The following is an 8,171-nucleotide window of genomic DNA, read 5'->3' as shown; positions in this document are numbered from 1 at the left end:
GGCTTCCGGACCCGACGGGTCCGGAAGGCCGTGAGGTCCCGGAGGCCCTCGGCCTCCGGGGGGTCAGTTCTCGTCCTCCAGGCGGAAGCCGACCTTCAGGCCGACCTGGTAGTGCTCGATCGTGCCGTCGACGAGGTGGCCGCGCACCTGCGTCACCTCGAACCAGTCGAGGCCCCTCAGGGTCTGCGAGGCGCGTTCGATGCCGTTGCGGATGGCCTGGTCGACTCCCTCGGTGGAGGTGCCGACGATCTCGGTGACGCGGTAGGTGTGGTTCGACATGGGGGACGGACTCCTCTCGGTGCGTTCCCTCCACCGTGCCCCAGGGCGCGCCGGGGCGCGACACGACGACCTCCCGGCGGGCCATGGGAATTACCGGCGGTAACGGAACAGACCGTCCCTCCGGGGGGCGGAACGGGATGGTCGAGGACTTGACCATCCCGTTGGTCCAGACCAGAATCCAGGCCACATACCCGCGCGAACACCCCGTTCGGTCCCCCCATGCCGGGTCAGCCCCTACGCACGACCCTGTGCTGAACCGCAGAAGGTGACCCACGTGAAGAACCGACGTCTCGTCTGTCCCCTGGCAGCCGCCACCGCGCTCGCCCTCTCGGGCTGCGGGATGCTGCCGGGCGGCGAGGGCACGAAGACCGTCAACATCTGGCTGATGCGGGACAGCGCCAGCGAGGACTACATCGAGCGCTTCAAGAAGGCGTACGAGGAGGAGCACGCCGGGATCGAACTCCAGTTCACCATCCAGGAGTGGACCGGCATCGGCAAGAAGGTCACCGAGGCGATCGAGGGCGCCGGCGGGCCCGACGTCATCGAGGTCGGCAACACCCAGGTCGCCCAGTACGCCGACACCGAGAAGCTGTTCGACCTCACCCTGGAGTCGGTCCGCGACCTCGGCAGCGAGGACTGGCTGCCCGGTCTCGCCGAGCCCGGCAACATCTCCGGCTCCCAGTACGGCATCCCCTGGTACGCCGCCAACCGGATCGTCATCTACAACAAGGACCTGTTCCGGGCCGCCGGCATCGACAAGCCGCCGGCCACCCGCGCCCAGTGGCTCGCCGACACCGAGAAGCTCAACAAGAACGGCTCCCAGGGCATCTACCTCGCCGGCCAGGACTGGTACACCCTCGCCGGCTTCGTCTGGGACGAGGGCGGCGAACTGGCCGTCGAGAGGGGCGGCCAGTGGACCGGCGTCCTCGACAGCCCGGAGGCCCAGCGCGGCATGGCCTTCTACAAGGAACTCCAGTCCCTCGGCGCCGGCCCCAAGAACGCCGACGAGCAGAACCCGCCGCAGGCCGACGTCTTCGCCAAGGGAGACGTCGCCCAGCTCATCGCCACCCCCAGCGCCGTCGCCGCGATCCTCAAGACCGACCCGGGACTCAAGGACAAGCTCGGCTACTTCCCGATACCCGGCAAGAAGGCCGACCAGCCCTGCGCCGTCTTCACCGGCGGCTCCGACCTCGTCATCCCGGAGAACGCGCCCCAGCGCGGCGCCGCCCTCGACGTCGTCAAGGCGATGGCCGGCGAGAAGTGGCAGACCGAACTCGCCCGCGCCATGGGCTACGTCCCCAACAAGAAGAGCCTCGCCTCCGTCGTCGCCGGCCAGGAGGCCACCGCCGTCATGGCCCGGGGCGCCGCGCGCGGCCGGGCCACCCCCAACTCCCCGCAGTGGGCGAACGTCGAGGGGGACAACCCGATCAAGCCCTACATGACCGCCGTCCTCCAGGGCGAGGACCCGATCAAGGCGGCCCGGAAGGCCTCCGACGCGATCACCGACACCCTCGCCGAATAGCATTCAGCGTCCGCACACCCGCGAGCCCCCGGACGGTCACGTCGAATCCAGCCGGTCACGGAAGAAGTGAGGAAGCAAGGAGCCGGGCCACCGCGCGAGCGGCCCCGGCCCCGCCCCTTCCCTTCCGTCCGGAGGCGCCCGCCATGTCCGCACCGACGCACACGCTCGCCGTCCCCGCACAGCCCCGGGCCCGGACCCGGGCCGAGCAGCCCACGCCCCGGTACGCCGTCGGCCTCGCCCGCCACCAGGAGGACGTGCGCGCCGCCCAGCGGCTGCGCCACCAGGTCTTCGCCGGCGAGATGGGGGCCCGGCTCGACGGGCCCGAGCCCGGCCTCGACTCCGACGCCTTCGACGCGTACTGCGACCACCTCCTCGTACGGGAGGAGACCACCGGCGAGGTCGTCGGCACCTACCGGCTCCTGCCGCCCGAGCGGGCCGCCGTCGCCGGACGCCTCTACTCCGAGGGCGAGTTCGACCTCACCCGGCTCGCCCCCGTCCGGCACGACCTGGTGGAGGTCGGCCGCTCCTGCGTCCACCCCGCCCACCGCAACGGCGCCGTCATCGCCCTCATCTGGGCCGGCCTCGCCCGCTACATGGCCGAGACCGGCCACAACTGGATCGCCGGCTGCTGCTCGGTCCCGCTCGACGACGGCGGCGCCCTCGCCGCCGCCACCTGGGACACCGTCCGGACCAAGCACCTCGCCCCGGAGGAGTACTGGGTCACCCCGCACCGCCTCTGGAGCCCCGAGGGCGTCGCCCGCCCCGAGGGCCGCACCGAGCTGCCCCCGCTGCTGCGCGGCTACCTCCGGCTCGGCGCCTGGGTCTGCGGCGCCCCCGCGCACGACCCCGACTTCGGCGTCGCCGACCTCTACGTCCTGCTCTCGCTGCGCCGCACCAACCCGCGCTACCTCAACCACTTCCTCTCGCTCGTCCCGGCCCGGTGAACGGACCCGCGACCCTCCCGCCGTGGCTCCCCACGGCGCCCTGCACCCCGGGCCGCTGCGCCGCCCACCCGGACGGCACCGGCCCCGACCCCGGAGCCGGCCTCCCGCGGGCCCTGGCCCGGCTCGCCGCCGGCACCGTCACCGTCCTCCTCGGCGTCCTCCTCGCCCCGGCCGCCGCCCCGCTCCCGCCCGCCGCCCGGCTCGCCCTCGTCCGCCTCTGGACCCGGACGGTGGTCCGCGCCTTCGGCGTCCGCGTCCGCTACGAGGGCACCCCCGCCGCCACCGGCCCCCTCCTCGTCGTCGCCAACCACGTCTCCTGGCTGGACGTCCCGCTCCTCGCGGCCGTCCTGCCCGCCCGCACGGTCGCCAAGGCCGAGGTGCGCCACTGGCCGGTCCTCGGCCTCGTCGCCGCCCTCGGCGGCACCCTCTTCATCGACCGGGACCAACTCAGGGCCCTGCCCGGCACCGTCCGCGCGATGGCCGGGATCCTCGCGGCCGGCGGCCGGGTGGCCGTCTTCCCCGAGGGCTCCACCTGGTGCGGCCGGGAGCGGGGGCGGTTCCGGCCCGCCGCCTTCCAGGCCGCCCTGGACGCCGGCTGCGCCGTGCAGCCCGTACGGATCGACTACCGGCCCGCCGACGCCGCCGCGTACGTCGGGGACGACTTGCTCGGCGCCTCCCTGTGGCGGGTCGTCACCGCCCGTCGCCCCACCGCCGAGGTCCGCCTCGCGGACCCCCTGCCGAGCGGCCGGTACCCGGACCGGCGCGCCCTCGCGGCCGCCGCCCAGCGGGCCGTGGCCCTACGGGGAACCACCCGGCAGGACCCGGCCCGGCGGGTTCCGGCTCAGCGGGCCGTCGCCAGCGACAGCGCGAACCTGTCCCCGCCGTCCGTCCACCAGCGGGCCAGTTCGAGGCCCGCCGCCGCCAGCTCCTCCCGCACGCCCTCCTGACGGAACTTCGCCGACACCTCCGTCCTCAGCTCCTCGCCCGCGGCGAACGGCACCACCAGGTCCAGCTCCGGGATCTTCACGGTGAGCGCGCGGCGGGCGCGCAGCCGCATCTCGATCCACTCCCGCTCGGCGTCCCACACCGCCACGTGCTCGAAGTCCTCCGGATCGGCGTCCGCGCCCAGCTCGCGGTCGATCACGGCCAGCACGTTCTTGTTGAACTCCCCGGTCACCCCGGCCGCGTCGTCGTAGGCGGCCACCAGCGTCGCCTCGTCCTTCACCAGGTCCGTGCCGAGCAGCAGGGAGTCGCCCGGCGCGAGCATCGAGCGGACCGAGCGCAGGAAGGTCCGCCGCTCGGCGGGCAGCAGGTTGCCGATCGTGCCGCCGAGGAAGGCCACCAGGCGCGGCCCCGGCGTCCCGGGCAGCGCGAGGCCCCGGGTGAAGTCCGCGACCAGGGCGTGCACCCGCAGCTCCGGCCGCTCCGCGAGCAGCGACTCCGCCGCCCCGGTCAGCGCCGACTCGCTCACGTCCACCGGCACGTAGCTGTCCAGACCGGGCAGCAGCGCGTCGATCAGGAACCGGGTCTTCTCGGAGGACCCCGAGCCCAGTTCCACCAGGGTCCTGGCCTTCGTCTCCGCCGCGATCTCCGGCGCCCGCGCGGCCAGGATCTCCCGCTCCGCCCGCGTCGGGTAGTACTCGGGCAGCCGGGTGATCTCCTCGAACAGCTCGCTGCCCCGGGCGTCGTAGAACCACTTGGGCGGCAGCTCCTTGGGGGAGCGGGTCAGACCGTGGACGACGTCGGTGCGCAGATCGGCGCCGGCGGCGTCCGGGTCGAGGGTGCGGGTCAGCTGGTACGGGCTCACGCGGGCGGCTCCTTGAGCGGGGTGAGGGCGACGTCGGTGCGGTCGGCGGTCACGAGCGTCCGCTCGGGCACCTCCCGCCAGTGGGGATCGTCGTCGTACGGTTCGGAGGCCACGACCGCCCGGCCGGGACCCGTCAGGTACCAGAGGCTGTTGCCCCAGGCGGTCGCGGCGATCCGGTCGCCGTCGGTGAGCAGCAGGTTCAGCCGGGACCCGGGGGCCGCCTGCGCGACCTCCCGCACGGTGGCGGCGAGCGCCTCGCCCGGCGCGTCCCCGGCCCGCAGCCGGTGCAGGACGAGTGCCCACACGAGCGCCGAGTCGGTACGGGCCTCCAGGCGCAGCAGCTCCCCGGCGGACAGCGTCGCGGCGAGCGGGGCCAGGGTGTCCGGCCAGCCCGGCACCGCGCCGTTGTGGCTGAACAGCCAGCGCCCGGAGGCGAACGGCGTGGCCGCCGCCTCCCCGTCCGCACCGGGCAGCGTGGCCCCCCGGACCGCCGCGAGCAGCGCCCCGGAGCGCACCACCCGGGCGAGGTCCGCGAAGGAGAGGTCGCCCCAGATCGGCCCGGCGCGCCGGTACCGCGCGGGCACCGGGTCCCCCTCGGCGTACCAGCCGACCCCGAACCCGTCGGCGTTCACCACCCCGCTGGTCTGCGTGCGGGGCTCCCAGGACTGGCGCAGAAGGCCGTGCTCCGGCCGCACGACCAGCTCGCCGAGCGCCACCGGACCGCCCACGTAGGCGATGTGGCGGCACATCAGTCGAGCTCCGCTGAGCGGGCCGTGCGGAAGCCGGAGAAGATCTGGCGCCGCACCGGCAGGTCCCAGTTGCGGAAGGTGCCCCGGCAGGCGACCGCGTCCACCGCGAACGAACCGCCCCGCAGCACCTTGTGCTCCGGACCGAAGAACACCTCCGAGTACTCCTTGTACGGGAAGGCCGTGAAGCCCGGGTACGGCAGGAAGTCGCTCGCCGTCCACTCCCACACGTCCCCGATCAACTGCCGCACGCCCAGCGGCGAGGCTCCCTCCGGGTAGCTCCCGGCCGCCGCCGGGCCCAGGTGCCGCTGCCCGAGGTTCGCGTGCTCGGGGCCCGGGTCCCCGTCGCCCCACGGATAGCGGCGGGAGCGGCCCGAGGCCGGGTCGAACCGGGCCGCCTTCTCCCACTCGGCCTCCGTCGGCAGCCGGCGCCCCGCCCAGCGCGCGTAGGCGTCCGCCTCGTACCAGCTCACGTGCAGGACCGGCTCCTCCTCCGGCACCGGCCCGGTCACTCCGAACCGGCGGCGCAGCCACTGCCCGCCGTCCCGGCGCCAGAACAGCGGCGCCCCGATGCCGTGCTCCCGGATCTGCGCCCACCCCGAGGGGTGCCACCAGCGCCGGTCCTCGTAGCCGCCGTCCGCGACGAAGGACAGATAGGCGCCGTTGGTGACCGGAGCGGTGTCGATGTGGAAGGCGGGGACCTCCCGCCGGTGCGCCGGACGCTCGTTGTCGAGGGCCCACGGCTCGTCCGAGGTCCCCATGGTGAACGGGCCGCCGGGGACCAGGACCTCGGCCGGCAGCGGGCCGGTCCGGCGGACCGGCGGCGGGGGAGCGGTCAGGACGGGCGGCCCCTTCCGCAGCTGATGGGTGATCAGCATCGTCTCGTCGTGCTGCTGCTCGTGCTGGGCGACCATGCCGAAGACGAACCCCGCGTCCAGCAGCGGCCGCCCCTCCAGGGGCGCCCGCTCCAGCACGTCGAGGACCCGGAGCCGTACGTCCGCCGCGTAGGCGCGGGCCTCGCCCGGCGGGAGCAGCGGCAGCGACGGGCGCTCGGCGCGCGGGTGCTCGAAGGCGTCGTAGAGCGGGTCGATCTCGGGCCGCAGCGCGTCGCGCCCCGCGACGGCCCGCCACAGCCACTGCTCCTCCTGGTTGCCGATGTGCGCCAGGTCCCAGACGAGCGGCGACATCAAGGGGGAGTGCTGGGCGGTGAGGTCGTCGTCCTCCACGCAGGAGGTGAGGCGCAGGGTGCGGTCCCGGGCCGCGGCGAGGGCGTCCAGGGCCCGCGCGCGCAGCGCCTCGGTCCCGGTCTCCGTTCCGGCCGTGTCTCCGGTCATGACGTCACCGCCTCGGGGGTGTCGGCCGGGGAGCTCCCGGGGACCACGTACCGCTCCCGGAAGGCGGCGACCGCCCGCCGCACCTCCTCGCTCGCCCCGATCCGGGGCAGCGCCTCCAGGGCGGCGCAGAAGACCGTCCGCGCGGCGGCGTGCAGGTCCGGATCGGCCAGACCGTCACGGGCCGCCGCCACCCACAGCGGATTGCGCGGCGCGGGATCCTCGCCGGCCCGCTCCGCGAGCGGCTTCACCGCCCGGTACACGGTCTCCGCCGCCTCCGGGTCGTCGAACACCGCCGTCGTCACGGCCGCCGGCACCATCCAGCCGTCGAGCCCCGGCTGCGCGTCGACCATCCGGAACTCCAGATGGCCGCGCGGCCGCACCGGAGGGAAGAGGGTCGTCATGTGGTAGCGCAGGTCGTCGGCGTCGGCCGGACGGGGGAGCCCCGTGCGCAGCCACTCCCGGAAGGTCAGCCCCTCCGGCACCGCCCACGGCCCCTCCTCGGTCCGCACGCACAGCACCGGGGTGTCGAGGACGTGCGCCGCCCACTCCACCCGCGGGTCGCCGTCCGGCGGGGGCGGGGGCGTCCGCCGCGGCGCGAGCGTCCGCACCGGGTCGAGCTCCGCCCACAGGGCCTGCCGCGTCGAGCGCCAGCCGGTGCGGCGCCCGCCGTGCACCGGGGAGTTGGCGAAGGCGGCCACGAGGACCGCGCCCAGGAGGTGGGCCAGTCGCCACCGCCGCCGGTAGTTCAGCGGGCCCGGCCCGTCGACCCCGGCGTCGAGGCAGATCTGCACCGACGCCGACTCGCACATCATCGCCCGACCGGCCGGGCCCGTCCGGTCGAGCGCGGCCTCCATCGCGTCGTACCGCGGCTCGTGGAGCACCCGGCCGCGCGACGCCTGCCAGGGATCCACCCCGTAACCGCTGAGGGCGAGGCCGTGGGGCCCGAGCGCGCCCCGCACCGCCCGCAGGTCGGCGGCGAGCGAGTCGAGGCACTCCATGAGGGATCCGGCGGGCCGCGAGCTGAGCTCCAGCTGACCGCCGGGTTCGAACGTCAGGGCCGACACCAGGGGCAGGGCCCGTACGGCGTCGAGGGCCGCGGCGAGCCGTTGCGGCCGTACGGGCACCCGGGGGTCCCGCGACTCGTGCACCAGCCACTCCAGCTCCACCCCCACGGTGCGGGGCGGGCCGGTCTTGAAGCAGATACATCGCAGCAGTTCCTCCGCCTCCGCCTCGGTGAGAGGGGGGCCGCCACGCGGTATGCCGCTCGGCGACATCCGTACACCTCCTGGTCCTCCGGGGGACCGGTCCCGGGACGGTCCGTCCCGCGAGCGCGATCCCGGACGCACCGGAAACAGACTCCGGGAACGGAGCCCCCGGAACGCCACTGGTTCCACCTAAAGCCACGGTCGGGCGGCGTGCAAGAGCGCCCCGGACGGGCCGTACGCGCTCCCCGTGCCCCCGTCCGTCCGGATTTCCCCGTCGTCACGGAAACATTCACCCCCGTCACGGACCGGCGAAAACCCGTTGTCCCGAAAGGGA

General features: G+C 74.8%; 8 protein-coding genes. 3 read left to right on the top strand and 5 right to left on the bottom strand.

Annotation, left to right across the window (positions count from 1 at the left end):
- Positions 1-63: 63 nt before the first annotated feature.
- On the bottom strand, positions 64-279 hold the full coding sequence (locus ACWGSR_RS29435) for a dodecin (RefSeq protein WP_366378578.1): 216 nt from the start codon (positions 277-279) through the stop codon (positions 64-66).
- Positions 280-553: 274 nt separating this feature from the next.
- Here ACWGSR_RS29435 and ACWGSR_RS29430 point away from each other — a divergent pair, with 274 nt between their 5' ends.
- From ACWGSR_RS29430 to ACWGSR_RS29420, 3 genes are all read left to right on the top strand, one after another.
- On the top strand, positions 554-1,801 hold the full coding sequence (locus tag ACWGSR_RS29430; RefSeq protein WP_453570849.1) for an extracellular solute-binding protein: 1,248 nt from the start codon (positions 554-556) through the stop codon (positions 1,799-1,801).
- Between the two features lie 143 nt (positions 1,802-1,944).
- Entirely contained in the window at positions 1,945-2,745 is an 801-nt protein-coding gene (locus ACWGSR_RS29425) for a GNAT family N-acetyltransferase (RefSeq protein WP_453570846.1), read from the top strand.
- Entirely contained in the window at positions 2,742-3,692 is a 951-nt protein-coding gene (locus tag ACWGSR_RS29420) for a lysophospholipid acyltransferase family protein (protein WP_453570843.1), read from the top strand. Before ACWGSR_RS29425 ends, ACWGSR_RS29420 begins: the two co-directional genes overlap by 4 nt.
- Here ACWGSR_RS29420 and egtD read toward each other — a convergent pair.
- Genes egtD through egtA form a run of 4 tightly spaced genes read right to left on the bottom strand, consistent with a single transcriptional unit; the run spans position 3,587 to position 7,906 of the window.
- Complete coding sequence (gene egtD, locus ACWGSR_RS29415; protein ID WP_453570840.1) at positions 3,587-4,552, bottom strand: L-histidine N(alpha)-methyltransferase; 966 nt, start codon at positions 4,550-4,552, stop codon at positions 3,587-3,589. The genes ACWGSR_RS29420 and egtD overlap by 106 nt on opposite strands.
- The gene (gene egtC / locus ACWGSR_RS29410; protein WP_453570838.1) at positions 4,549-5,301 is read right to left on the bottom strand and encodes an ergothioneine biosynthesis protein EgtC; all 753 of its coding nucleotides are present in this window, start codon (positions 5,299-5,301) and stop codon (positions 4,549-4,551) included. Before egtC ends, egtD begins: the two co-directional genes overlap by 4 nt.
- Positions 5,301-6,632, bottom strand: a complete 1,332-nt coding sequence (gene egtB, locus ACWGSR_RS29405) for an ergothioneine biosynthesis protein EgtB (protein WP_453570835.1) — start codon at positions 6,630-6,632, stop codon at positions 5,301-5,303. Before egtB ends, egtC begins: the two co-directional genes overlap by 1 nt.
- Positions 6,629-7,906 (bottom strand): ergothioneine biosynthesis glutamate--cysteine ligase EgtA, encoded by a 1,278-nt coding sequence (egtA, locus tag ACWGSR_RS29400; RefSeq protein ID WP_376237498.1) that lies wholly within the window; start codon positions 7,904-7,906, stop codon positions 6,629-6,631. The genes egtB and egtA overlap by 4 nt, the downstream gene beginning before the upstream one ends.
- Positions 7,907-8,171 lie beyond the last annotated feature (265 nt).

The organism is Streptomyces sp. NPDC055632, assembly GCF_053618675.1.
This window is presented reverse-complemented; position numbering and strand designations above follow the sequence as displayed.

Bases quoted from the DNA above. Each gene is read 5' to 3' on its own strand.
- ACWGSR_RS29435 (WP_366378578.1), bottom strand. From the start codon at position 279: ATGTCGAACCACACCTACCGCGTCACCGAGATCGTCGGCACCTCCACC.
- ACWGSR_RS29425 (WP_453570846.1), top strand. From the start codon at position 1,945: ATGTCCGCACCGACGCACACGCTCGCCGTCCCCGCACAGCCCCGGGCC.
- egtC (WP_453570838.1), bottom strand. From the start codon at position 5,301: ATGTGCCGCCACATCGCCTACGTGGGCGGTCCGGTGGCGCTCGGCGAG.
- egtB (WP_453570835.1), bottom strand. From the start codon at position 6,632: ATGACCGGAGACACGGCCGGAACGGAGACCGGGACCGAGGCGCTGCGC.
- egtA (WP_376237498.1), bottom strand. From the start codon at position 7,906: ATGTCGCCGAGCGGCATACCGCGTGGCGGCCCCCCTCTCACCGAGGCG.